At 39.6% G+C, this 24,199-nt stretch carries 25 protein-coding genes and 2 other annotated features; of the genes, 2 read left to right on the forward strand and 23 right to left on the reverse strand.

The features are described from left to right. Positions 1-9 precede the first annotated feature (9 nt). The 3 genes from pheT to QNH48_RS23735 form a co-directional block, all read right to left on the reverse strand. Positions 10-2,424, reverse strand: coding sequence for a phenylalanine--tRNA ligase subunit beta (gene pheT, locus QNH48_RS23725; protein WP_283952255.1), 2,415 nt, complete (start codon positions 2,422-2,424; stop codon positions 10-12). Positions 2,425-2,438: 14 nt separating this feature from the next. Further along, complete coding sequence (gene pheS / locus QNH48_RS23730) at positions 2,439-3,476, reverse strand: phenylalanine--tRNA ligase subunit alpha (RefSeq protein ID WP_095248867.1); 1,038 nt, start codon at positions 3,474-3,476, stop codon at positions 2,439-2,441. Positions 3,477-3,546: 70 nt separating this feature from the next. Next, positions 3,547-3,789 (reverse strand) — a binding site (T-box leader). Positions 3,790-3,850: 61 nt separating this feature from the next. Then, positions 3,851-4,600: a TrmH family RNA methyltransferase gene (locus QNH48_RS23735; protein ID WP_095248868.1), complete on the reverse strand. Its 750-nt coding sequence runs from the start codon at positions 4,598-4,600 to the stop codon at positions 3,851-3,853. A gap of 111 nt (positions 4,601-4,711) precedes the next feature. Between QNH48_RS23735 and sspI the strand changes: the two genes are divergently transcribed. Then, a complete protein-coding gene (sspI, locus tag QNH48_RS23740) occupies positions 4,712-4,918 on the forward strand; it encodes a small acid-soluble spore protein SspI (RefSeq protein ID WP_283955872.1) in 207 nt (68 codons plus the stop codon). 207 nt (positions 4,919-5,125) lie between these two features. On the opposite strand, the gene QNH48_RS23745 is transcribed toward sspI, so the two are convergent. From QNH48_RS23745 to QNH48_RS23755, 3 genes are all read right to left on the reverse strand, one after another. Further along, positions 5,126-5,428 carry a hypothetical protein gene (locus QNH48_RS23745; protein ID WP_283952256.1) on the reverse strand — a complete coding sequence of 101 codons (303 nt, stop codon included), beginning with the start codon at positions 5,426-5,428 and terminating at the stop codon, positions 5,126-5,128. Between the two features lie 93 nt (positions 5,429-5,521). Next, a complete protein-coding gene (locus QNH48_RS23750; protein ID WP_283952257.1) occupies positions 5,522-6,607 on the reverse strand; it encodes a M42 family metallopeptidase in 1,086 nt (361 codons plus the stop codon). Positions 6,608-6,658: 51 nt separating this feature from the next. Further along, a complete protein-coding gene (locus QNH48_RS23755) occupies positions 6,659-7,150 on the reverse strand; it encodes a dUTP diphosphatase (protein ID WP_283952258.1) in 492 nt (163 codons plus the stop codon). Positions 7,151-7,251: 101 nt separating this feature from the next. Here QNH48_RS23755 and QNH48_RS23760 point away from each other — a divergent pair, with 101 nt between their 5' ends. After that, positions 7,252-7,632 carry a sigma-w pathway protein ysdB gene (locus tag QNH48_RS23760; RefSeq protein ID WP_283952259.1) on the forward strand — a complete coding sequence of 127 codons (381 nt, stop codon included), beginning with the start codon at positions 7,252-7,254 and terminating at the stop codon, positions 7,630-7,632. A 3-nt stretch (positions 7,633-7,635) separates the two neighbouring features. On the opposite strand, the gene QNH48_RS23765 is transcribed toward QNH48_RS23760, so the two are convergent. The 17 genes from QNH48_RS23765 to polA form a co-directional block, all read right to left on the reverse strand. Further along, positions 7,636-8,223 carry a TVP38/TMEM64 family protein gene (locus QNH48_RS23765; RefSeq protein ID WP_283952260.1) on the reverse strand — a complete coding sequence of 196 codons (588 nt, stop codon included), beginning with the start codon at positions 8,221-8,223 and terminating at the stop codon, positions 7,636-7,638. 69 nt (positions 8,224-8,292) lie between these two features. Then, the gene (locus QNH48_RS23770) at positions 8,293-8,556 is read right to left on the reverse strand and encodes a DUF1294 domain-containing protein (protein ID WP_283952261.1); all 264 of its coding nucleotides are present in this window, start codon (positions 8,554-8,556) and stop codon (positions 8,293-8,295) included. 55 nt (positions 8,557-8,611) lie between these two features. Next, positions 8,612-8,968, reverse strand: coding sequence for a 50S ribosomal protein L20 (rplT, locus tag QNH48_RS23775; RefSeq protein ID WP_133367531.1), 357 nt, complete (start codon positions 8,966-8,968; stop codon positions 8,612-8,614). 31 nt (positions 8,969-8,999) lie between these two features. Next, entirely contained in the window at positions 9,000-9,200 is a 201-nt protein-coding gene (gene rpmI, locus QNH48_RS23780; protein ID WP_034676880.1) for a 50S ribosomal protein L35, read from the reverse strand. Between the two features lie 17 nt (positions 9,201-9,217). Then, entirely contained in the window at positions 9,218-9,721 is a 504-nt protein-coding gene (gene infC / locus QNH48_RS23785) for a translation initiation factor IF-3 (protein WP_034676878.1), read from the reverse strand. Positions 9,722-9,836: 115 nt separating this feature from the next. Then, positions 9,837-9,968 (reverse strand) — a sequence feature (ribosomal protein L20 leader region). A gap of 444 nt (positions 9,969-10,412) precedes the next feature. After that, positions 10,413-12,350, reverse strand: a complete 1,938-nt coding sequence (gene thrS, locus QNH48_RS23790; RefSeq protein ID WP_283952262.1) for a threonine--tRNA ligase — start codon at positions 12,348-12,350, stop codon at positions 10,413-10,415. Between the two features lie 434 nt (positions 12,351-12,784). Beyond that, positions 12,785-13,657, reverse strand: coding sequence for a putative sporulation protein YtxC (gene ytxC / locus QNH48_RS23795; RefSeq protein ID WP_283952263.1), 873 nt, complete (start codon positions 13,655-13,657; stop codon positions 12,785-12,787). Positions 13,658-13,807: 150 nt separating this feature from the next. After that, the gene (gene dnaI, locus QNH48_RS23800) at positions 13,808-14,737 is read right to left on the reverse strand and encodes a primosomal protein DnaI (RefSeq protein ID WP_283952264.1); all 930 of its coding nucleotides are present in this window, start codon (positions 14,735-14,737) and stop codon (positions 13,808-13,810) included. A gap of 13 nt (positions 14,738-14,750) precedes the next feature. Beyond that, positions 14,751-16,139: a replication initiation and membrane attachment family protein gene (locus QNH48_RS23805; RefSeq protein ID WP_283952265.1), complete on the reverse strand. Its 1,389-nt coding sequence runs from the start codon at positions 16,137-16,139 to the stop codon at positions 14,751-14,753. 52 nt (positions 16,140-16,191) lie between these two features. Beyond that, entirely contained in the window at positions 16,192-16,653 is a 462-nt protein-coding gene (gene nrdR, locus QNH48_RS23810; RefSeq protein ID WP_283952266.1) for a transcriptional regulator NrdR, read from the reverse strand. Between the two features lie 84 nt (positions 16,654-16,737). Beyond that, positions 16,738-17,136: a hypothetical protein gene (locus QNH48_RS23815; protein ID WP_283952267.1), complete on the reverse strand. Its 399-nt coding sequence runs from the start codon at positions 17,134-17,136 to the stop codon at positions 16,738-16,740. A gap of 105 nt (positions 17,137-17,241) precedes the next feature. Beyond that, positions 17,242-17,616: an adenosylmethionine decarboxylase gene (gene speD, locus QNH48_RS23820; RefSeq protein WP_095248884.1), complete on the reverse strand. Its 375-nt coding sequence runs from the start codon at positions 17,614-17,616 to the stop codon at positions 17,242-17,244. A 331-nt stretch (positions 17,617-17,947) separates the two neighbouring features. Next, positions 17,948-18,979, reverse strand: a complete 1,032-nt coding sequence (locus QNH48_RS23825; protein WP_283952268.1) for a glyceraldehyde-3-phosphate dehydrogenase — start codon at positions 18,977-18,979, stop codon at positions 17,948-17,950. Between the two features lie 223 nt (positions 18,980-19,202). Further along, positions 19,203-19,808, reverse strand: coding sequence for a dephospho-CoA kinase (coaE, locus tag QNH48_RS23830; RefSeq protein ID WP_283952269.1), 606 nt, complete (start codon positions 19,806-19,808; stop codon positions 19,203-19,205). A gap of 20 nt (positions 19,809-19,828) precedes the next feature. Then, on the reverse strand, positions 19,829-20,470 hold the full coding sequence (gene ytaF / locus QNH48_RS23835) for a sporulation membrane protein YtaF (protein WP_283952270.1): 642 nt from the start codon (positions 20,468-20,470) through the stop codon (positions 19,829-19,831). 89 nt (positions 20,471-20,559) lie between these two features. Further along, complete coding sequence (gene mutM, locus QNH48_RS23840; protein ID WP_283952271.1) at positions 20,560-21,387, reverse strand: DNA-formamidopyrimidine glycosylase; 828 nt, start codon at positions 21,385-21,387, stop codon at positions 20,560-20,562. 163 nt (positions 21,388-21,550) lie between these two features. Next, complete coding sequence (polA, locus tag QNH48_RS23845) at positions 21,551-24,184, reverse strand: DNA polymerase I (RefSeq protein WP_283952272.1); 2,634 nt, start codon at positions 24,182-24,184, stop codon at positions 21,551-21,553. Between the last annotated feature and the right edge of the window lie 15 nt (positions 24,185-24,199).

The raw sequence follows: 24,199 nt of genomic DNA on the forward strand, positions 1-24,199 counted from the left end.
CTGCCAATGTTATCCTCTTAATACTGCCCCAGCTTTTTCTTTCAAGGCTTCTAGTACTTGAGTATGGACTTTTGTTACTTCTTCATCGGTTAATGTCCGTTCTGGATCCATGTATTTCAGTGAGTAGGCAATCGACTTTTTGCCTTCTTCCATGCGTTCACCCTCGTATAGATCAAAAACATTTACCTCTTTTAGAAGCTTTCCACCAGCAGTTTGGATAATATCCCTTAATACTCCAGCGACTGTTTCTTTATCCACGACAAGTGCGATGTCTCTTGTGCTTGATGGGAAACGTGGAATTCCGGAGTATCTTAGCGGTGCAGTGGCTTCCTCAAGAATAGCCTTTAATGATAACTCAAACACATAGGTATCTTTTAAATCTAATTCCTTTTGCATGGTTGGGTGTACTTGACCTACGAAGCCGATTCTCTCATCATTTAAGTGAATTTCAGCAGTACGTCCTGGGTGCATATTATCAACTTTAGCCTGAACATAAGTCACACTCTCAGTAAGACCAAGTTTGGCAAATAATCCTTCTAAAATACCTTTTAATACATAGAAGTCAACAGCCTTTTTCTCACCCTGCCAAGAATGGCTGTGCCATAAACCTGTAATCGCACCAGCTAAATGCTCCTGCTCTTCAGGTAATACTTCGTTTCCATTAGCTAAGAATACAGCTCCTGTTTCATAAACAGCTAGGCTGTCGTTTTGACGAGCACTGTTGTATTTTAAAACTTCCAACAGCTGTGGCATGATGCTAAGGCGTAAAATACTGCGGTCCTCACTCATCGGCATTGCTAGGCGAATGAAATCACGTTTCTCAAGTGCGAACTGTGCTGCTTTTTCTTCACTTGTTAACGAATACGTGACCGCTTGATACAAGCCAGCACCTTCTAAATATTGGCGGACAACGCGGCGTTTTTCCTGATAGTCCGATAATTTACCTGGTGTAGCAGAACCAATTGGCAATGTTTTAGGAATGTTATCGTAGCCGTAAAGACGCGCCACTTCTTCAATTAAGTCTTCTTCGATTTTAATGTCACCACGGCGTGTTGGAGCTGTAACCGTAATCGTTTCACCTTCACTAGTTACCGCAAATTGAAGGCGTTCGAAAATTGCTTCAACCTCTGACACAGTCAGGTTTGTTCCGATGACACTATTTATTTTTTCCAAAGTAATTGAAACCACTGCTGGTTCAACTGTAAGTGTATCAACCTCCGAGGCACCTTCTAATACTTCGCCGCCAGCGTATTTTGCCATCAAATATGCAGCACGCTCACCCGCAGCTCGTACGCGGTTGGGGTCGACACCTTTTTCGAAACGAGCGCTAGCCTCACTTCGTAATCCATGGTCCTTCGATGCTTTTCTTACAGTTCCTCCTGTAAAATAAGCCGCCTCCAACAATACGGTTGTTGTGTCTGAAGTAACCTCAGAATTAGCTCCGCCCATTACACCTGCTAATGCAACTGGTTCTGTTCCATTTGTAATTACTAAATGATCAGAGGTTAATGTACGTTCAGCATCATCTAACGTTGTGAATTTTTCACCATCATGTGCACGGCGAACAAGAATTTCTTTTGACCCTAAACGATCATAGTCAAATGCATGCAGAGGCTGACCATATTCTATTAAAATGTAGTTGGTAATATCGACGACATTATTGTGAGGACGAATTCCCGCAGACATTAGTCTTGTTTGCATCCATAGCGGCGCTGGTCCGATTTTTACATTTTTAATCACTTTTGCAGCATATAAAGGATTATCCTCATTTGCTTCAACTTTTACGGTAATATAATCTGTTGCCTTTTCATTTACATGCTGAAGATCGATTTCTGGAAGCTTTACTTCTCTTCCAAGAATCGCAGCAACTTCATAAGCCACACCAAGCATGCTAAGGCAATCCGCGCGGTTTGGCGTTAAGCCAAGCTCAAGAACTTCATCATTACGGTTTAATAGCGCAATTGCGTCTGCACCAACCTCTGCGTCTTGTGGAAAAACAAAGATCCCTTCAGAATATTCCTTTGGAACAATCTTCGCTTCCATGCCTAACTCAGTTAGTGAGCAAATCATTCCATTTGATTCTTCACCACGAAGCTTCGCACGCTTAATTTTAAAATTACCTGGTAAAACTGCGCCAACCGTTGCTACTGCTACCTTCTGCCCTTGTGCGACATTGGGTGCACCGCAAATAATTTGAACAGGTTCACCTTGACCAATATCCACTTGGCATTTGCTTAATTTATCAGCATTTGGATGCTGTACACGCTCAACAACGTGACCAACTACTACTCCTGTAATACCTTCGTTAAGGACATCTACACCCTCAACCTCAATCCCGCTTTTTGTAATTTTTTCAGCTAACTCATCAGCCGATACTCCGGATAAATCTACATAATCCTGGAGCCATTTATATGAAACGAACATAACGCGCTCTCCTCCTACTCGTGTTTTGAAAACTGTTTTAAGAAACGTACATCGTTGGTGTAGAAATGGCGAATATCATCGACACCGTATTTCAACATCGCAATTCGCTCTGGACCCATACCGAATGCAAATCCAGTGTATTTTTTAGAATCGTAGCCAGCCATTTCAAGAACGTTTGGATGAACCATTCCTGCTCCAAGAATTTCTATCCAGCCTGTTTTCTTACAAACATTACAGCCGTGTCCACCGCAAATCATACAGGAAATGTCCATTTCAACAGATGGTTCAGTGAATGGGAAGAAACTTGGGCGCAATCTGATTTCACGGTCATCACCGAACATTTTTTTCGCAAAAATCTCTAATGTCCCATGAAGGTCGCTCATGCGGATGTTTTCTCCAACCACAAGGCCTTCAATCTGCATGAACTGGTGGGAGTGTGTCGCATCATCATTGTCACGGCGATACACTTTACCCGGACAGATAATTTTGATAGGGCCTTTACCCTGATTCTTTTCCATTGTCCGCGCTTGAACGGGTGATGTATGTGTGCGCAGTAAAATTTCATCTGTAATATAGAAGGAATCCTGCATGTCGCGTGCTGGATGACCCTTTGGTAAATTTAAAGCTTCAAAGTTATAATAATCCTGCTCTACTTCAGGACCTTCAGCCACCTGATAACCCATACCAATAAATAAATCTTCTATTTCTTCAATGATTCTTGTTAGTGGATGGTGGTTTCCTACCTTAACTGGTCTTCCTGGCAGTGTAACATCAATCGATTCAGAAGCTAGTTTTTCTAATATGGCAGCTTCTTCTAAATCCTTCTGTTTTGCCTCTAAAATAGTAGCAATGGCTTCTCGAACCTCATTTGCAAGTGCTCCCATCATTGGGCGCTCCTCTGCTGACAGCTTACCCATTCCACGAAGGACTTCGGTAATTGGACCTTTTTTTCCTAAGTAGGCAACACGGATGTCATTTAATTCTTTTAAGCTTGAAGACTGTTCAATACTTTGAATAGCTTCCTGCTGCAATTCCTTTAATCGTTCTTGCATCATATTTCCTCCTTTATTAATGTGTAAATTTAGGCGGGAACTTTCTCAAAACAAAAAAACCCCATCCCTGGAAAGGGACGAGGTTTATAGTCGCGGTACCACCCTTGTAAACACGGTATGTATAAAACACATGTGTTCGCTTCATTGAGATAACGGCATTGGCCGGTGCACCTTTACATTTCTATTTGAAATGGTCCCGGTGCCAACTCAGGAGGTGAACTTCTCTTATCCTTCCCATAAAAGTGCTTTCAGTCTCGGCACTTTCTCCCTACATGGTCTTTGACAAGATACTTTTCTCCGTCATCGTCTTTTGTATTTTTCAATAATGTAAATTATTATATAATACTTTACCTGATGATTCAAACTAGTATCGTCTATTTTTTCAAAAAATATAACAGGATGCCTGTTGCTACTGCGACATTGAGTGATTCACTTTTACCGTAGATGGGAATATACAGGTTTGCTGTCGTTTTTTCAAGCAGCTCTTTGTTAACACCGCTGCCCTCATTGCCGACAAGCAATGCAAAGGTTTCATCTGTTGAAATATCAGTATATGCAGAAGCCCCTTCAAGTGCTGTACCATAAACCGAAATATTTTTGGTTTTCAGCTTTTCGACCCAATCATGGAGATCGCCTCTTATGATAGGCAGATGAAAATGACTGCCTTGTGCCGAGCGAAGTACCTTTGAATTAAAAACATCCACGCTGCCCTTTCCTACGACTACTGCGTCAATGCCAGCTGCGTCTGCCGTTCGAATCATTGTACCTAGATTTCCTGGATCCTGTACTGCATCAATTAGCAAGTACGTCCTTGCATTCGGTACTTCTAACTGAACCTGACGGCAAACAGCATAAATCCCTTGTGGTGCCTCTGTGTCAGATAATGAGTTTGAAATCTCTTCGGTAACTAGGGTGACCGGTACTTCCCCAGAATCCCAGCGGGGCGGCAGACCTGTCTTATCAGAAACGATAATTTCGATAACACTCTCATGTTGTTTTAATGCTTCTTCGACTAAATGAAAGCCCTCGACTAAAAAGGTTCCGGAATTATCCCGCTCCTTTTTCGTTAACAGCTTTTTCCATTGTTTTACTTTAGGGTTTTGAATGGATTCAATATGCTTCAAGTTTGTGCTCCTCTAGTGTTTTTCCTCATTATATCCCAAAAAAAATACATAATAAAACCAAATATAGAAATCATATTAAAGAAATGTATGATGAAAAAGGAGTGTGTGATGATGAATTTAAATTTGCGAAATGCAATTATTCACAATGTTACAGGTAACTCACAAGATCAATTAGAAGATACAATTGTTGATGCCATTCAAAATGGTGAAGAAAAAATGCTACCTGGCTTGGGCGTGTTATTTGAAGTGATTTGGAAAAATTCTTCTGAGGAAGACAAGAAAGAAATGCTTACTATACTTGAAAATGGGTTAAAGTAATTCAGTATTTGCTGCTGCCGATTCGAACTCGGCAGCTATTTTTATGCTTATCCGCAAGTATTTTCCGCTATCCGCAAGTATTTCTTGCCATCCGAGAGTGAATTGCGTTATCCGAGAGTATTTCTCACCATCCGAGAGTAAATTTCGCTACCCGAGAGTAAATCTCGCCATCCGAGAGTAAATCTCGCCATCCGAGAGTAAATTTCGCTATCCGAGAGTAAATCTCGCCATCCGAGAGTAAATCTCGCCATCGCCAGTATTTCTCGCCATCCACAAGTATTCTCCGCTATCCGCAAGTATTTCTCGCCATCCGCAAGTATTTCTCGCCATCCGCAAGTATTTTCCGCCATCCGCAAGTATTTTCCGCCATCCGCAAGTATTTTCCGCCATCCGCAAGTATTTTCCGCCATCCGCAAGTATTTTCCGCCATCCGCAAGTATTTTCCGCCATCCGCAAGTATTTCTCGCTATCCGCAAGTATTTCTCGCCATTCGCAAGTATTCTCCGCCATTCGCCAGTATTTTCCGCTATCCGCAAGTATTTTCTGCCATCACTAAGTATTGCACTAAAAAAATCCTCGACATTATATCGAGGACAGCAAACTTTATTCGTACGTAATTTTATCAACCGTTTCACGGTCTAGTCGTTTGATGACTTCAACAATCAGTTTAACAGCATTTTCGTAGTCATCACGGTGCAGCATAGCCGCATGTGAATGAATATATCTTGTTGCAATGGTAATGGCTAACGATGGTACACCGTTATGCGTGATATGGATTGGACCAGCGTCAGTACCTCCACCAGGAATGGCGTCAAATTGATACGGGATATTCAATTCATCTGCCAAATTGGTAATAAAGTCGCGCAGGCCTTTATGTGCCACAAGGGTAGCGTCATATAATATGATTTGTGGACCTTTTCCCATTTTACTCATGGCTTCCTTTTCAGAAATACCAGGTGTATCACCTGCAATACCAACATCAACAGCAAAACCGATATCAGGATTAATTTTCTCAGCAGAGGTTTTCGCCCCACGAGAGCCGATTTCTTCCTGGGTGGTTCCGAGACCATAAACCTCGTTTGGATGGTCGACACCTTTTAATTGCTTCAATACATCAATCGCAATCGCGCAGCCAATCCGATTATCCCACGCCTTTGCTAAAAGCATTTTTTCGTTATTCATCACGGTAAATTCAAAGTATGGAACGGCCATATCTCCAGGGAGAACCCCCCATTCCATTACTTCTTCACGGCTCGAGGCACCAATATCAATAAACATATCTTTTATTTCTACTGGCTTCTTACGAGCTTCTACTGATAAAATGTGGGGAGGCTTGGACCCAATGACACCAATGATATCACCTTTTTTTGTAACGATAGTTACGCGCTGTGCCAGCATAACCTGTGACCACCAGCCGCCAACTGTTTGAAAACGAAGGAAGCCTTTATCATCAATTTGCGTAACCATGAAGCCAACTTCATCTAAATGGCCAGCCACAATAATTTTCGGACCGCCCTCTTTTCCAACCTTCTTAGCGATTAGACTGCCAAGTCCGTCAGTTGTTACTTCATCCGCATATGGTGCTATGTATTTCGTCATTACGTCGCGAACTTCCCTCTCGTTGCCGGGAATCCCTTTGGCGTCGGTTAGATCCTTTAACATCGTTAAAGTTTCATCTAATTTAGCCATTACTTCGCCCCCTTTATGTATATTCGAACATCATTATACAATAATTTTCAGCTAATAGTTATTCTGCTGTCTTTGATAATTTACTTCATTTTTCGTAAAATATGCCTTTTCCATTTCCTCATAGCTTATTCCAAGCAGATTACCCAGCTGCAAATAAGATTCAAGCAACTCTTTGAAATCATGTTCGTTTTTACTGTTTTTAAAATCATTAATTTTTTCATAAATGAGTAGAAATTGTTCTGAGACATTTAAAGCAGTTGGTTCTGTTTGAATAGTGTACTGTAGTTTCTCAAATCCACATTCTATGCCAAGTGACAAGATGAAATGGACTCCATCAACAAACTCTTCTAGTACCACACTTTTTTCCGATGATGGCTTAACACTCCAAAACTTGAAACAGCGAGTTTCATTCGCTAATTCCCCAATTTCCACCAGCAATGCGAGTACCTTCCTGTTAAATAAATCTTCTTCCTGCAAGTTATGCTTTTTTTCAATATGCTGATCCAACGCTTGTTGCATGATAAATAACTTTTCTAGCTGCATTTACAATCACTCCCTTTGCAAAATTATATCAAAGTGTAGAAAGAATGAAACTTTTCTATTCCCAAATCGTATTGTAGGTAAAAGTACTAGGAGGCAAAACCATGGTTTGGCTGCTGCGCTTACTGTTAGTTTGCTTGTTCATCTTCATTATTTTTGTAACCATAAAATTTCTTCTTAAACCAACTCGTAAATTGGAAGCAGCTCGAAAACACAAACGTTTCCTACTTATAGACAATGAAGAGGTTACCAAAAACTTCCAACTTACTTACAATGGTGCATTGTTTACGGGAGAAAAATATCTTGGTGCCACGAAAAATACGATAGATGTTGTTTCCATCTCGATTTGGCCGGATCAAACTTCTTCCATTCAAGGAATGGATAAGGAGGACTTTTATTTTATCGAAAGAAAAATACACGAAAGATATCCAGTTGCTCAAATCAATTGGAAAAGTCCAATTGATGAATTTTTGCATCAAAAATAGCCGCTATCCAGCGGCCTTTTCTTTTGTTCTTTTAAAAAACACCTTCCATTTGATTACATTTTGTCTCTCTCTCAGTAGATAAACAAGAATCGTTAACCCGAGTAGAATTAATGCAATTAAAGAAGGCGTAAAGGTTGAGATATATTCTCCGAAAATAGTACAAAAAAAGGCGATTGGGATATTTGTTAAGAAAGAGGCTTTTAAATACTCTTTAAATTTAGGTTTTCTTTGTTTTAAGCAAAAGCTTAATAAGTGGTAATGAACAAATGGAATAAGTCTTAAAATGGCAATTTGACCGACGGTAAGATTTCGATATTCCCCAAACCAGCGATTTTTTATTTTTACTAGGCGGTCCTGGGTTTTCGGCATTCTATCAATGAAAGCATAGAAAAAGATGCTAACCCCCATTAAACCAATAACCGAATAAATCGTCCCCCACACCGTTCCAAAAAGAACCCCTCCAGCAATGACGACAACCGATACAGGAATAAACAAGAACGATCTTAGCAGATGAAATAGAACAAAAGCCAATGGAGCAAAAATTCCTCCAGCTTCCACCATGATTAACAGCAAAGACAAGTCCTCATTCATATTGCATGCCCCCTGGGTTGTTAATCTAACTTGTTAACTTAACATATAAAAAGGGCCATGCTGTTATGTCTACAACGTGAAAAAATAACCTAAAAGAATGACTTCCGCTACAGCTAGTAAAGGAAATCCAACTTTAAAGGACATGTGCTTTGTTTTATGCCTAAACATCTGCATTCCTGCTGTTGTACCAACAGCCCCCCCAAATATAGCCACTAGCCACAAGGTGTTTTCACTAATCCGGTATTGATGTTTTATCGCTCGATTTTTATCCACTTTCATTACAATTATACCAATAATATTCATTATGATATATGCACCTAATATGGTACTCATTTTCCCATCCCCCTTATAGAAAAAGCCATCCTCGTTATGAGAATGGCTCAAAAAATTATTTTTGTTGTTGTTTTGCAACGTTTGCTAATTCAGTAAATGCTGCTGCATCGCTTACTGCTAATTCAGCAAGCATTTTGCGGTTTACTTCGATACCTGCAAGCTTTAAGCCATGCATTAAACGGCTGTAAGAAAGACCATTCATACGAGCTGCTGCGTTGATACGAGTAATCCAAAGTTTACGGAAGTCGCGCTTCTTCTGGCGACGATCGCGGAATGCGTACATTAAAGATTTCATAACCTGTTGGTTAGCTACTTTATATAATGTATGTTTTGAACCATAATAACCTTTTGCTAATTTAATAACTTTTTTACGACGCTTGCGCGTAACTGTACCGCCTTTTACACGTGGCATGAATTTTTCCTCCTATATCAATCGTTAACGATTATTTAAGATTTGTTAATAAGAAACGGATGCGTTTGAAATCGCCTTTAGAAACAAGTGAAGCTTTGCGAAGCTTACGCTTAGCTTTTGTAGATTTGTTTGCAAATAAGTGGCTAGTATAAGCGTGTGAACGCTTCAGTTTACCAGAACCAGTCTTCTTGAAACGCTTTGCAGCGCCACGGTGAGTTTTCATTTTTGGCATTGGGATAGTCCTCCTTATTACTTTTCAGTTTTAGGTGCTAGAACGAGGAACATGCTTCGTCCATCCATTTTTGGATGAGATTCGATTGTTGCAACTTCTTTGCACTCGGTAGCAAAACGGTCTAATACACGTTGACCGATTTCTTTATGGGTAATCGCCCGGCCCTTGAAGCGGATTGAAGCTTTTACCTTGTCGCCTTTTTCCAAAAACTTAATCGCATTGCGAAGTTTTGTATTAAAGTCATGCTCATCAATTGTTGGGCTGAGACGAACTTCTTTTGTAACAATAATCTTTTGATTCTTTCGAGCTTCTTTTTCTTTCTTTTGATTCTCGAATTTAAATTTGCCATAGTCCATAATTCGGGCTACCGGGGGCTTCGCATTTGGTGCAACTAGTACCAAATCAAGATTCACTCGTCCGGCAATCTCCAGCGCTTCAAATTTGGTTTTAATCCCTAATTGCTCGCCGTTTTGATCGATTAGGCGAACTTCGCGAGCGCGAATACCCTCATTTAATAACATGTCTTTGCTAATAATTAGCCACCTCCAAGGTTTTCACGAATACAACATCCGGGTCAAGAGCATCTGACTTTTGCTGCATCGGCAAGTACTGAACAACTTTAGATTCTTTGTTTAAACAAATAAAAAAGTGCGGATGAATACACCCACACTTTACGAAACAAAAGTAATAAACTAAAAAGTTCACGTAAAACCTGCCAACTGCCAATTGCGTCAATCAGGTGAGAAGCGGGTGCTTCTTCTTTTCCCAAAACTAGTATTCAATTTTCCTTAGTTACTATAACATAAGCAAAGACGTAATGTCAAACATGCATTTCATATGACAACGAAATTCATTCTATCAAGAAACGAAAAATTATTCAATAGAAATTTTTTCTTTTTTTGGCGGTGTTAACTCGGCTGTTGATTTCCGCTCCACTAAGGAAAGCTTCTTTGAATAATCACCGCAGGGACAGGCGGTCTTTGCCTGTCACGAGGCACTTCGCTTTCCGCAGGCGGTTCGGGAAGCCTCCTCGGCGCTAAGAGATGAGCGGGGTCTCCCCTGTCCCGTCCTCCCGCAGGACATTGAATTACATCCTCGAATCAGCCCACGCACGAAGAAAATGCGATAGCATTTTCGAGGAGTCTCGTGCCTTCCGCTCCAATCAACAGGTGCCAAACTCAATTATTCGATTAACACAGCCTTTTTTTTCAATTATCCTCTTTTCACTTCTGCTTTTAATGATTCAAGGAATTGTGCGAATGGCTCAGTTGCTGATTTTTGCTCGCCATATTTGCGGACGTTAACGGCATTTTCTTCTACTTCCTTGTCGCCGACAACGAGCATATATGGAATTTTTTGCATTTGTGCTTCGCGGATTTTGTAGCCAATTTTTTCATTACGGCCATCTAATTCGACACGGAAGCCTTCATTTTGAAGTTGCTCCTGTACCTGCTTCGCAAAATCAAAATGTGCTTCTGGTGAAACAGGAATTACTTGAACCTGGACTGGAGCTAACCAAGTTGGGAAAGCACCTTTGTATTCCTCGATTAAGAAGGCAACGAAGCGTTCCATTGTTGATACAACACCACGGTGAATAACGACTGGGCGGTGCTGCTTGCCGTCTTCACCCACATAAGTTAGATCAAATCGTTCAGGTAGTAAGAAATCTAATTGAACTGTTGAAAGAGTTTCCTCTTTACCTAGCGCTGTTTTTACTTGAACATCTAGTTTAGGACCGTAGAATGCGGCTTCACCCTCAGCTTCATAATAATCAAGACCAAGGTCATCCATCGCTTCCTTCAGCATGCTTTGCGCTTTTTCCCACATCGCATCATCATCAAAATACTTTTCAGTATCTTGCGGATCGCGATAGGAAAGACGGAAGGAATAGTCATTAATATTAAAGTCTTTGTAAACCGCTAAAACAAGATTAACAACTCGTTTAAATTCGTCTTTAATTTGGTCCGGACGAACAAAAATATGAGCATCATTTAAAGTCATTCCCCGAACACGCTGAAGTCCTGATAAAGCTCCAGACATTTCGTAACGGTGCATTGTCCCAAGCTCAGCAATACGGATAGGCAGCTCACGATAGCTGTGGATTGCGTTTTTGTACACCATCATATGGTGAGGGCAGTTCATTGGACGAAGAACCAATTGCTCGTTATCCATATCCATTACCGGGAACATATCCTCCTGGTAATGATCCCAGTGACCTGAAGTTTTGTATAAATCCACGCTTCCCATGATTGGAGTATAGACATGGTCATAGCCTAGACGCTGCTCTTTATCAACAATGTATCGTTCAACAACCCGGCGGATTGTTGCACCTTTTGGAAGCCATAATGGCAACCCTTGACCAACTAATTGTGAACTCGTAAACAGGTTCAACTCTTTTCCAATTTTACGGTGATCACGTTCTTTTGCCTCTTCTAATAAGCGAAGGTGCTCTTTCAAATCTTCTTTCTTGAAAAATGCAGTTCCGTAAATACGCTGCAGCATTTTGTTTTTGCTGTCACCTCGCCAGTATGCTCCGGCAATGCTCAACAATTTGAACTCTTTTATTTTTCCAGTTGACGGAACATGGACACCACGGCAAAGGTCAGAGAAGTCACCTTGTTCATAAATAGTCACAGTTTCATCATCCGGAATCGCTTCAATTAGTTCCAGCTTGTAAGGGTCACCCTCAGCCTTAAAGAATTGCACCGCTTCAGCACGGCTTACTTCTTTACGAACGATTTCAATGTTTTCATTGACGATTTTCGCCATTTCTTTTTCAATTCGTGGAAGGTCCTCTGGAGTAATCGATTCTTCAAGGTCGATATCATAATAAAAACCGCCTTCAATTACCGGTCCTACTCCAAGGTTTACTTCTTTTCCATAGAGCCTTTTAATCGCTTGAGCCATTAAGTGGGCAGTACTATGACGTAAAATCTCTAAGGCATCCTTTGATTCAGGTACAACGATTTCTATTGAACCGTCTTCTTCGATTGGACGGCGAAGATCAAATAATTGACCATTCCATTTCCCGGCAATTGCTTTTTTCTTCAGTCCCGGGCTGATGGAAGCGGCAATATCTTCCGTTGTTGTTCCACGAGGGAACTCCTTCACTGCTCCATCTGGAAACGCAATCTTTACAACGTCTGACATGGTTATTCCTCCTTTTGATTTGGAGCGCACGGGACTAATTGTGTCCTGACCTGGCGCTTTATAAAAATAAAAAAACCCGTCCCTGGAAAAGGGACGAGTTTAATAAACACGTGGTTCCACCCAATTTTTCATTTTTAAAATAATCTTTAAAAATGACTTTAGGACAGGGTAACGGGCTGTTTCCCGTCAGGCGATTACTCACTTCAAAGAAGCGTTCACCGCTGAAGTTTAAAGGTGGTAAGCATTCAATCCGTGCTAGGAGGCTTTCAGCCTGGTCCTCCCTCTCTGGTAACCGTGAATAAATACTATTGTCCTTATCGTTACTTTTGCTTGATATATTGATGTCTAGCTTCAGCATTTCAGACTATGTACGTTATTATAATGATTCTATTTTGAAAAATCAATACACCAAGCGCACAATTTTACAATATTTTTCAAGCCCCGTTTTCATTTGCGTTGTTTTCCTGCTGAATCCATTCCTTTGTAGGACGCAAACCCTTAAAGGATTTTACTAAAACTCTTTCTTCAAAAATGTTTCTAATGGTCCTAACAAGCGGTTCCTCTGGATTTTTCGTATAGAGCAGAATACTTTTAGGTGCAATCGATAACAAGGGTGCAATCGAAGCTGAATCTACATAGACTGGATGATTAAATAAAAGCTTCCGGTCTATCATTTTCATCAACTCTCCTCTTTTTATTTCTTCAAATTTCTCATCAAAGAAAGTAATTTCCTCATCAAAGAGAAGATGCAGCGTGTCCATTTTTGGCTCACGTCCTGTTAAAAAATCTCTTAATGTTTGGATAAACATTTGATATTCCTGCTCCATTTTATATTCGTCGATTGATATTTCCACGTAGCTCTCTAATACTTTTAAATAAGGACGCAATCGAAATTTAAGAAAGGAATCAAAAGAAAAGGAGACATTATCCTGAAAGATTTCCTCAACTGCTTCTCTAATGTTTGGTTCTTCCCCATTTTCCCTGATTAATACAGACAAGTCTTCCCGCTGGCCTTCAAGAACAGAATAAATAATCTCCATGATATGCTGCTGTTCTTCTGGATCCTCGAAAAAATATTGATCTTGTAAAATAGCTCTAAACCAATCATCACGCTTTATTTTTACGATAAATTCATAAAATGCATGTTTAAGCATCTCCAGATTTACCTTTCTATCCAAAACCTTAACTATATATCGATCTTCTAAAAGAAGAATATCTTGATTACTTGGATTACCTCGAAAGCACTTCAGCAAGTGATCATAAAATCTCTTCGCATCCATCTTGCTTCGGAAGATGATTTCAGCCAACCAAATCCCCCCTCTCACCCATACTCTGTTTTACTATTTATATGGGGGACTTGACCAAAATAGAAGTTAAGACATCAGAGATACACCTATATTGTAAAAAAAAATAAAAGGATTACCGAAACTAAATCGGTAATCCTTTCAATATTTTAATTAATCGCGCCGATTTGGTCCTTCCACCAGCACTGGTTCACTTAAACTTCGAATTCTTTCCATGATTCTCCGTGCTTTCATCTTTTCCTCTTCACCACGTTGACTGTAGGTTAAATGGTGCTCAAGTCCTTGAAAGTCAAAATTAGAGGTAAAGAAGGTTGGAAGCTTTTCAAGCATTCTGAATTGAAGGATGGGACCTAATACTTCATCCCGTGTCCAGCTAGAAACGGCTTCAGCCCCTATATCATCAAGCATCAGGATTGATTCTTTCTTCAGTGCCTCTATTTTTTCATTTAAGGTATTATCGCCAATTGCACTTTTCATTTCGCGCAGCAGCTCAGGAACATAAACAATCATGGACGAAATTTGCTTCTTAGCAAGCTCGTTGGCTATTGCTCCTAACAAATAGGATTTCCCCACTCCAAACATTCCATAAAGATACAATCCCTTTGGCTTCAGGCCTGCCTCGTAATTCATTAAAAAGGTGGCGGCCTTATCTCCTGCATCTAGGCGGCCTTCGTCACCTTCAAAGTCCTCAAACGTCGCTTCCAATATGTCTCTTGGAACGTATAAACTTTTAATAAGCTTTTGATTCTTCTTATGTTCATCTGCCATCACTTTTCGAGGGCAGCGCTTATACACAACATCAATAGAGTTTCGTACCAGTACTAGGTCTGGATGATACCCTTTCATGAAATTAATACAGCCATCGAGACTCTCGCAGCGATTACATTCTTTACTTTGCTGGGTATACTCATAAAGCTTACTCATGCTTTTTTCAATCGTTTCCTGATTGAGCTCATTTTGGTGCTCTGATAAAAAGTCATGAATATCAGGGTGATTGAGTACCTGCTTCCTCTGCTCTTCATAGCGCTTCTGAAAGCCTTCATTTGAGGCTAAGCGCTTAAGTGTTCGATTAATTTTTTCCATTTACACTCACCCCCTATTTACGAAAGGCTTTTAGCTTTTCTTCTATTGCGCGTTTTCTCGCCTCAAGCTCTGTGTTATTTTCTTTAGCAGGCTCTTTAACACTTTCTTTTCCTTTATCATCAAACCAATCTGGTAATACTTCTGTACGAATAGGTTTTTGTTTCGTAGATTTTCCTGTCTTTTTACTATCTTTGAAGCTGCGCTCCTCTTTCCTTGCCGCTTCCATCGCTTCCTTCACGGTCTTTATTTTAAGACGAGCCCAATGGCTTGCAATTGATTCAACAAAATTCTTTGTAAATTTCATATCTGTTTTTCTAAGGACAACCTCAATCAATACATTGACTACACCAGGGGGAAGTTTATATTTTATCATGACTTCTTCTAATATTTTTAAATTCGAAACAGAAGGCTCCACTCCACCTGATAGTTCTTTAAAAATGACAATCGGCGGTGTGGTTTCATAATAACGGATTAATTTTTCTTCCTGCGTTTTCGGTTCCTTTAATTGGACCTGGTGAACAGCCGGCTGGGTTCTATTTATCAGACTCGGAAGTTGATCATAATTTTCAAATTGATACCAATCTCGTGCCCCTTTTCTAAGGTCCTCGATATCAATTTCATCCTTTTCATTAATGGCACCTAATATAAAGTTTTTCATTTCGATAGGGCTGATTCCATATAGAAAGGCAAGGTTACTAATAACCTCTTTTACCTTTTTGGTGAGTGACTTCTGAGGGACCAGCGATTCATTTAGACCCGCCAATAACATTTCAAAGTCAAAGGAACTGGTATCAATTTGAATGGGCTTCTGATCCTTCCTGCCAATAAATCCTAGAGAAGGTTCTGCCTCTAATTCCTCAGCATGCTCCTGCATATACTGAAGGCTGCCAGGAGTTGCCGAAGCAAACACATCCTGAAACTCTCTTGTCACCTCTACATAGTCCTCTTCCACTGGCTTTTGCTTATCACTAAAAAAGCGTTTTAACCTAGAAAAATGGTTTTTCCCAATTTTACGATATAAATAAATATTAAGCATTCCATCAAGGAAGAATTGCTCTGGATTTAATGGTGGATGGAGTTCGTAAATAAAAGATCGTCCACTATCATCACTCTTCACATAGGTTTTTAATAAGCCAATCCCCTCAAGGTTCAGCCTTGCTTCATATATTTCCTTTAAATTGACACTTAACAAATTCATCAATAAATGATGGGTGGAGGATTCAGACCACAGTCTATTTTCTTCAAGCTCAGCCCATAGTGTCATATATAAGCTTAAACAAGTTGAGCCGATTAAGGGCTGATACAAAAAAGTCAACACTTTGCGATCATAATCATGCAGCAATCCATTTGACGTAACAAGATAACGGTCAATCGGAATCAATTCCTGCCAATGCTGCGCCATTTCATTCACCCTTTAATAAAAGTAATAAAGAGCCAAAGACCTCTTTAGCTCCTTAGGATTTCTCCTTGTTTATCAATTCCTTTAATTCTTGAATAAAAACGTTTATATCTTTAAATTGACGGTAAACGGATGCAAAGCGCACATATGCCACTTCATCCACATGTGCCAGCCTGTCCATGACCATTTCACCAATCAATTCACTTTTTATTTCTGATATTCCTTGACCGCGCAGTTCCTTTTCTACCCCTTGGGTAATATCCTCTAATTCTTTTAAAGCAACGGGGCGTTTTTCACAAGCTTTAATTAAGCCTCGTAAAATTTTATCACGGCTGAATTCTTCCCTTGTACCTTCCTTTTTGACGACAATAAGTGGTATTTCCTCAATCTTCTCGAATGTCGTAAAACGATAACCACATTCCTCACACTCACGCCTTCTTCGGGTTGCACGACCCTCATCTACCGGTCGGGAATCAAGCACACGTGTACCATAATTTTGACATGAAGGGCACTTCATTTGATCAACTCCCAAATCAATCACTACATAAGTATAATATCTACTATTTATCTTATTAAAAAGAAAACGGTAACACAAGAAGTATTATGAGCTTTTTCCGATTCTAACAAGAGTATGTAATTTGTTCATTTCCTCATAATAGGAAATGAGCCTTTTTCTTAAAATTGGATACAGGCCAATCGGTGAAAACTTTTCGGATGAGATGTTAAAGTCTACAGCCGTTTCCATTCCTCTCACAGAAACCACTGTTACGATTAAAAAGCAAGGTATCGGTTTATTGATTTCTACGGCAATCTCACCATGGTCTTTGGAAACCGTAACAATTCTACAATCTGCATCCTGTCTAAATAACTCTTCAACAGAATGAAACACCTGGTTAAATGTAGCTTTATAATAATGAGTGTTTAGTGAGCTATCCTTTTGATGATCGGATGTTTCAATTTGTTTGCTAAAACGAATAAATATATTGCGAATGACTGACATGGTACCCTCCAAAAATAATCTTTTCTCTTAGTTTACAATACTTTAGGAAAAAAATAAAAAGAGGTGTACTATAAATACACCTCTAGCTGTTTATAATTTATAAAATTAAAGAGCTTTTGCCTGTTTTACATGAACAGGACCCATACCACGTGGAATTTCAATATTTTCACGTGTTTGTGCATTCAATGCTTCTGCAATATAATCCGCTGCAACATTTGGATTTAAATCGCCGCATGTATACACATCAATACTTGCATATCCGTGCTCAGGGAAGCTGTGAATCGTTAAGTGAGATTCAGAAATAATAACAACACCGCTTACGCCTTGTGGTGCAAATTTATGAAAAGCTACTTCACGAATTTCCGCACCTGATTTAAGAGCTGCTTCGACAAAAGTTTGTTCAATAAAGTTCATATCATTCAATTTTTCAAAATCGCATCCCCATAATTCAGAGATAACGTGACGTCCCATAGTTTCCATATTCATTTTTCCCCCTCTAAACATTTTCGTTTCATTCTTGAAATCCTTATATTGACGGTATCTGGTAATTACCACGGGGGAAAGTTAGTCCAGAGAGGTCCTAACCCTTTAAGTAATTAATCGTTACCTAATTTCAAGAAGTTCACGATGACTAGTATACTAAGTTTATATTTTTTTTGCAACCTATCAATCTAAAATTTTTTACAACTTATTAGTAATTGTGTTTAAAGGGCTTATCTCCTCAGAAAAAAAACGAAATTCCAAACTATATCATGCGAGTATAATTGAAAAAGCTACAAAAAAATGCTGTCATTTTGACAGCATTTTTGTTTTATCCGACTTTCACTGAATTTGAATTCGCCATTAGGTGTGCGACATATAAGGTAAGATCGACAACGCGGGAAGAATAGCCCCATTCGTTATCATACCAAGCCAGCACTTTCACTTTCCTAGTACCCATTACCATTGTTGATAATCCATCAATGATTGCGGAGTATGGATTTGTATTGAAATCAACGGATACTAGCGGTTCCATTGTAAAATCTACAATTCCCTTTAATGGACCATTCTTTGCTTCCACAAATGCCTGATTGATATCATCCACGGTAACATCTTGTTTCAAATCGACCACTAAATCTACTAAAGAAACGTTTGGTGTAGGCACCCGAAGTGACATTCCATGCAGCTTCCCCTTTAACTGAGGTAATACCAATGCTAAAGCTTTAGCAGCCCCAGTAGTGGTTGGAATGATAGATTGTCCACAAGCTCTAGCTCTTCGTAAATCTTTATGTGGGTTATCGATGTTACGTTGATCATTTGTATACGAGTGAATCGTTGTCATTAAACCATTTTCAATTCCAAACTTTTCATCCAGCACTTTTGCAACAGGTGCCAGACAGTTTGTAGTACATGATGCGTTGGAAATCACATCATGTTGAGTGATATCAAGCTTGTCTTCGTTTACTCCCATTACAATCGTAATATCCTCGTCCTTGCCAGGTGCAGTAATGATTACCTTTTTTGCTCCTGCGTCAAGGTGCAGACTTGCCTTGTCTCGTGAATTAAATTTTCCGGTCGCTTCAATAACCACATCGATATTTAACTCTTTCCATGGAAGTTGCTCAGGATTCCGATTGTTTAATAGCTTCACTCTTTTACCATTTACGATTAGCTCTTCATCTAATGCTATAATATCCCCTTGAAATGGTCCATGAACCGTATCATATTTTACTAAATGAGCTAATGTTTCTGCGGGATAGCTCGCATTAATAGCAATAATATCAATCGTATTTTCAAGGATTGCTTTTCTAAAAACCATCCTTCCAATTCTCCCAAAACCATTAATTGCAATTCTCGCCTTCATTGTACGGCCCCTTCCGAAATATGTTATACTCATTACCTTGTTTCGATGTAATTAGTATAACATATTTAACTGAATAAGTGATATATAAAGTGCGGAATTTTAAAAATGTTTTACAATTCAGATATATTACATACCAATTATGTTTGTAAGTTTCTTTGTCTAGTCAGTAATTCTGATTCAAAAGCATAAAAAAAAGAAGGGCTGATCCCTTCTTTTAAATGTATTATGGAGTTGTTATTCCCCAGCCTGTCAAAACCTCAATTACCTGTTTTTTTGTTTCGCTGATGGTCCCATTATTGTTGATGACGGCGTCGGCTAGCGCTACTTTATCTGATAGGGGCATTTGTGAGCTTATTCTTGCCTCTGCATCTTCTAATGACAGGTCATTACGTTCCATCAGCCTATTTAGCTGAATATCTCTGTCTACATATACAAGAATGGTTTTTTCGACCATATGTGTTAGTTTACTTTCAAACAGCAGCGGGATATCGAGGACAATAACTTGTTCCCCGCGCGCCCTCGCTGCTTCCACTTGATTATTCATCCTTTTCCTAACTTCAGGATGAACGATGCCATTTAGGATCTGTCGTTTTTCTGCGTTATGAAAGATAATCGAACCCAGTTTTGCCCTGTCGATTTCCTCAGTATCTAATACAATATCATCACCAAATTCAGCAATGATTTTTTGATAGGCTGGTTCTCCTTTTTCAACAGCGAGGCGGGCTTCTACGTCTGCATCAATGACAGTGATGTCCATTTCTTTAAACATATTTGAAACTGTACTTTTTCCACTGGCTATTCCGCCCGTTAATCCGATTACTAGTGACATACTTTATTCCTTTCACATTATCATAATTTCCAAATACCAATGATAATTAATAAAATCCCTGGTAAAAAGGTAAACTTTTGGACCCAATTAAATTTATGAAAAAAGGCTCCACTTTTAATTCCAAAAAGAAGAAATATAGAACTCATGACCGCAACACTAATGGCTAAATAAAAGGGTGAGAATCCTAGCATAGCTGCTCCAATTCCAGCACCAAATGCATCGATTGATAGGGCAAAACCCAGCATAAATGCCTCGATTCCAGTAATGGTGCCCGAACGATCAAAGTCCGCTGACATGGGTTTTCTTAATATATTAATCGCGATTCCTAGTGAGCGGATTTCAAAATTAATAATCAACTTTTCATGTTCGAGCAGCTCTTTATCCTTTTCTTTTTCTGGCCTAAAAAATTGATACAATACCCAGGCGCCGAGACCGATTAAGATAAAGCCCCCGAGGCTTGCTGTTATAGTTGGAGATAAAATTTTTTCTAGGCCATGTCCAATTGACACAGCAATCATTAATGAAATTGCTGAACAGGTTGCAATTATGAGAACTGATTTAAGCGGCAGTACCATTTTTCTTAGGCCATACGTAAACCCTACGCTAAAGCTATCAAGACTGAGAGCAAAAGCCAGCAGGAGAAGTGAGAACAATTGAAACATGATGTCTAGGGCTCCTTCCGTCAATCACTACGATAGTATATGGGCGGAGCCTATCCTTTGTTATTAAATTGTCTTTACACTTCTACTGCTTAAAGCTTTTGGCAGCTGGGACAAAAATGCGTTCCGCGGCCGCCTACAGTCGTTTTTTCGAGCGGAGTTCCACAGTTTTTACATTCTTCCCCTTTACGTCCGTAGGCATATAATTCAAGCTGGAACATCCCAATTTCCCCTTGCGAGTTAACATAGGAGCGAATGGTACTTCCTCCTTTTTTAACCGCTTCATCTAAGGTCTTAACAATTTCTTGATGCAGTAAAGTTAATTCAGCTTCACTTAAAGAATTAGCGAGCCTTTCAGGGTGAATTCCGGACCGGAACAGAGCCTCATCCACATAGATGTTACCTAGTCCGACAAAGACTTTTTGATCTAAGAGTGCAGGCTTCAGCTTTCTGGTTGTCTTTTTCAGCTTCTCAGATAAATAGTCTACTGTGAACTCTTTTGAAAACGGCTCTGGTCCAAGGTCAATAAGCGGAGGTTTTAGAAATTCCTCCCCTTTTTTATACAAGTGCATGGTTCCAAATTTACGAACATCCCGATACCGTAATTCAGTTCCATCGGTAAAATGAAAAATGACATGAGTATGTTTGTCATACGGTTCTTCTTTTGGATAAAGTCCGTACTTTCCTTCCATCCTTAAATGGGAAACGAGGGCGAAGGTTTTGGTATAGATGATTAAAAACTTTCCTCTTCTGCCGACGTCCTCAATGGTTTCTCCTTTAAGGGCGTCAATAAATTGTTCAACCTCCACGGGATTTTTAATGATTTTCGGCCAGTGAACGGTTATATTCTCAATTTGTTTATGAGAAACAAGCTGTTTTAACGTTTTTCTAACGGTTTCTACTTCAGGTAATTCTGGCAAAAAATCCCCCTCCAGTGTCCAGCTGCAGCGCCTAGGGGCTCGGGGTCATAAGCCAATCCGACAAGAAGGTTAAAAAGCAACCTTCATGCCGGCTCGTCTTATGCCTGTCGCCCCTGGGAAAAATTGAACTGCATTTTTCCTTGGGCAAGGCGCTTCCGCTTTTCTATTTCGCATCAAACCATGTTGGGCCATATGAATAGTCTACTTTTAATGGGACTTTTAATTCGAGGGCATTTTCCATAACATCAGGAACTAATTTCTTCAGTGTTTCGATTTCCTCTTCTGGTGCTTCAAAGATGAGTTCATCGTGCACCTGAAGAAGCAGTCTCGTCTTTAACCCATAATCCTTCAATGCATCCGCCATATCGATCATCGCTTTTTTGATAATATCGGCTGCACTTCCCTGAATTGGCGTGTTCATTGCTGTTCTTTCAGCAAAGCTTCTGATGTTAAAATTCCGATGGGTAATCTCAGGAATATATCTTCTTCTTTGCAACAGGGTAGAGACATAGCCTTTTTGTTTAGCGGAATGAATGATATCGTCCATATACTCTTTCACTCCAGGATAGCTTGCTAGATACCGGTCAATAAACAGACCAGCTTCCTTACGTGTAATCCCAAGGCTCTGTGACAGACCGTAATCACTTATTCCATAGACTATACCAAAGTTAACCGCCTTTGCCTGCCTTCTCATATTGGAGGTTACGTCGCCCGCATTCACATGGAATACGTCCATAGCTGTTTTTGTATGAATGTCGAGGTCATCCTTAAATGCCTGAATCAGTTTTTCATCACCAGCGATATCAGCCAAAACCCTTAACTCGATTTGCGAATAATCGGCAGCAAAAATAATCCATCCTGGCTCTGATGGTACAAAGGCTTGGCGGATTTTCCGTCCTTCCTCTAACCGAATCGGTATGTTCTGCAGGTTCGGATCAATCGAGCTTAATCTGCCCGTTGATGTTAATGTCTGTTGATATCGTGTATGGATTTTACCCGTTTTTGGATTTAACACCTTTAAAAGACCTTCAATATAGGTAGACTGAAGCTTGCCTAACTGTCTGTAATGAAGAATATGATCAATAATTTCATGATCATTTGCTAATTTTTCCAAAACATCAGCTGATGTGGAATAACCTTTCTTCGTTTTCTTAAAGGATGGCAGGTTTAACTTTTCAAATAGAATCACACCCAATTGCTTGGTTGAGTTAATATTGAACTTTTCTCCTGCCAAGTCATAAATGTTTCCTTCGATTTCGATAAGCCTGTCATGTATTTCACTGCCCATCCTTTGCAGGCGTTCACTGTCAACCTTGATTCCGCAAGATTCCATGTCCGCCAAAATGAGTGATAATGGCATTTCAAGCTCAGTAAACAATTCATATTGTTCATTTGTTTTTAACTCATCCTCTAGTTTCTGTTTCAAATCAAACATAGCTAGGCTTTTTCGAACTAGGTGTTCGGCTGTAAGCGATGCTTCAGGTATTTTCCGCTTAGCCCCTTTTCCATAAAACGATTCATCTGATTGAATTTGAATCCCATACTTTTTTGCAATGGTAGAAATATCATCAATCGTTTCTGAGGGATTAATAATATAGGAAGCCATTAATGTATCAAAATTAGACCCTTTTAAATGGATATCATACCTTCTTAAAGATACCTCCGTCCGCTTTGCATCATAGACGGTTTTCTTCTTTGTTTCATCTTCTGCCCATTTTTTAAAGCTCTCAGATTTCGTGGCTAAATCAGTTGGAAAGTAATAATATCCATTTTCATTTACAAGTGAAAAACCAATTATATCGGCATAATGATAATTATCATCAAGCATTTCAACATAAAAATAATTATCATCTGCAAACAAATCATCTGTTATCACATCTGGGGTCACAAACTCAATTTCTTCAAGTTCAAGCTGTTCATTGCTTGATGCGTCTCCACCCAACTTTTCCAACAACGAATGGAAGCCAAGCTCTTTATATAGAGCTGCAACTTTTTCTCTTTCAAAGCCCTCGTAAAGTGCATTTTCTACAGAAACTTCCACTGGGGCCTGCCTTTCAATCGTAGCAAGCTCCTTACTCATCTTTGCTTGTTCCTTAAATTCTTCTAGCTTTTCTTTCAACTTATTCCCCGTCACTTGATCGATGGATTCTAATAATTTTTCTAAAGTTGAAAATTCCTTCAGCAGCTTAATCGCTGTCTTTTCTCCAACACCTGGTACACCTGGTATATTATCTGAAGGGTCGCCCATTAACCCCTTCATATCGATAATTTGCTCAGGGATTAAGCCATACTTTTCCAATACGTGAGCAGGTGTGTACTCCTCGATATCAGTAATTCCTTTACGAGTAATACCAACCGTCGTATGTTCAGAGGAAAGCTGCGTTAAATCTTTATCTCCCGAAATTACCTTAATTTCATAGCCTTCTTTTTCCGCAGATAATGAGAGAGTTCCAATAATGTCATCAGCTTCATAATTTTCAAGCTCATAGCGTTTTATTCCATAAACATCCAAAAGCTCACGAATATAAGGGAATTGTTCGGATAATTCTGGCGGTGTTTTTTGTCTTCCGCCCTTATATTCACCAAAAGTCTTATGCCGGAATGTTGTTTTCCCTGCATCAAATGCCACTAGAATATGGGTTGGCTTTTCATCCTCCATTATCTTATTAAGCATCATGGTAAAACCATATACAGCATTTGTATGTATGCCTTTATCATTATTTAGCAGGGGCAGTGCAAAAAACGCACGGTAAGCAATACTATTCCCGTCTATTAATACTAATTTCTTCTTATCCATCCATTTACCCCTTCC

Source organism: Neobacillus sp. YX16 (assembly GCF_030123505.1).
Taxonomy (GTDB): domain Bacteria; phylum Bacillota; class Bacilli; order Bacillales; family Cytobacillaceae; genus Neobacillus.